This is a genomic window from Sulfolobus sp. B1 (genome assembly GCF_007050195.1).
Classification (GTDB): Archaea; Thermoproteota; Thermoprotei_A; order Sulfolobales; family Sulfolobaceae; genus Saccharolobus.
Genome location: NZ_QIMI01000242.1, coordinates 1 through 1,416, shown reverse-complemented (window position 1 = coordinate 1,416; position 1,416 = coordinate 1). Strand labels below are relative to the sequence as shown.

The window sequence follows — 1,416 nt, the reverse complement described above, 5'->3', positions numbered from 1 at the left end:
TAAAATCTAAATAACGCTGTTCTCGATTGGATAGGTTCTATTATTTTACTAAGATAATTACAAGCTAGAATGAACCTAGTACTTTCAGTGTATAATTCCATAGTTCTCCTCAGCGCTTGTTGTGCGTCAGCGGTCATATTGTCCGCTTCGTCTAGCAAAACAACTTTAAAAGGCACATTAGTTGGAGCAACAGTTCTAGCGAACTCCTTAACTTTATTCCTTATTACATCAATACCTCTTTCATCGCTTGCGTTAAGCTCTAAAAAGTACTCAACATAACTTTCGCCATATAGATCATGAACCAGAGCTAAAGCTGCAGTAGTCTTTCCAGTACCGGGAGGTCCGGCGAACAGCAAATGAGGCATGTTTTTTTCTTTCACGAATTTTTTTAACCTTTCTACAATTTCCTTCTGATTTACAATATCATCCAAACTTCTTGGTCTGTACTTTTCAGCCCATAAGACTTCTTCTACTTTCCCAGACATTTAGCATCACTTTCTCTTATATTTACCCATAACATAACCTTTATCTATTTCATGACCCTTCATTAACGACTTTAACTCATTAGCATCAACGTTCTTCACTTCCTTTAAAATAGTATCTAATGCATATACGTAAAAGTAGTATCTATGTGGTGGGTGAGCTTTAGGAGGACAAGGACCATTATATCCAACCCTACCAAAATCATTTACGCCTTGTATACCAAATTCTGACTTATACACCTTAGGAACTCCTTCTGGCAATTTATTAGTTGGTATATTATAAATGACCCAGTGAATAAAAGTCCCGCCGGGTGCATCAGGATCCTCTACAATAACGGCATAACTTTTAGCGCTTGGTACAGCATCCCATTCTAAGGTCGGTGACAAATCCTCTCCATCACATGTATATTTGGATGGTATAAGGTCTTCAACCTTAAAAGAACTCGTTCTAACTATCATCAAGATATATATTAGCCTCAACTAGTAAATAAAAGTCATCTATATCTTCTTAAGGTAAAACTCATACTCTTCATGTCCAACACTATTAATCTTTGTCACAATAACGCCAGTCCCAGTAAAGGAATCCCTTTTTATAGCAGAGAATACTGCCCTTTTAGCTAAATCTACAGCCTTGTCTAAACTCATACTCTCATCATACTCATCCTCTAAAACACCCATAGCGACTGGAGAACCAGAGCCCGTAGCCACATACTGTTCTTCAGTGATATCCCCTAAGTAATCCAGATTATATAATCTTGGTTGATCATCGTAACCTCCAATTAATATTTGAACTAAATATGGAAAATACTTAGTAGCTGATAAGATATTAGCAAGCCTAGTCGCAATGCCTTTCACAGAAACTGGACCATATCTAGTTATCGAATTATAATGATATATATTCTTTAATACATCGTATATAAATTGTAAATCAGCT

General features: G+C 36.4%; 3 protein-coding genes. All 3 read right to left on the bottom strand.

The genetic code is table 11. From position 1 onward, the window contains the following. Positions 1–485 (bottom strand): replication factor C small subunit (locus DMP16_RS09860; RefSeq protein WP_143577188.1); only part of this gene is annotated, 485 nt, incomplete at its 3' end. Positions 486–491: 6 nt separating this feature from the next. Next, positions 492–941, bottom strand: coding sequence for a YbhB/YbcL family Raf kinase inhibitor-like protein (locus DMP16_RS09855; protein WP_069281894.1), 450 nt, complete (start codon positions 939–941; stop codon positions 492–494). A 39-nt stretch (positions 942–980) separates the two neighbouring features. Further along, on the bottom strand, positions 981–1,416 hold a 436-nt coding region (locus DMP16_RS09850; RefSeq protein WP_143577187.1), incomplete at its 5' end, for a proteasome subunit beta.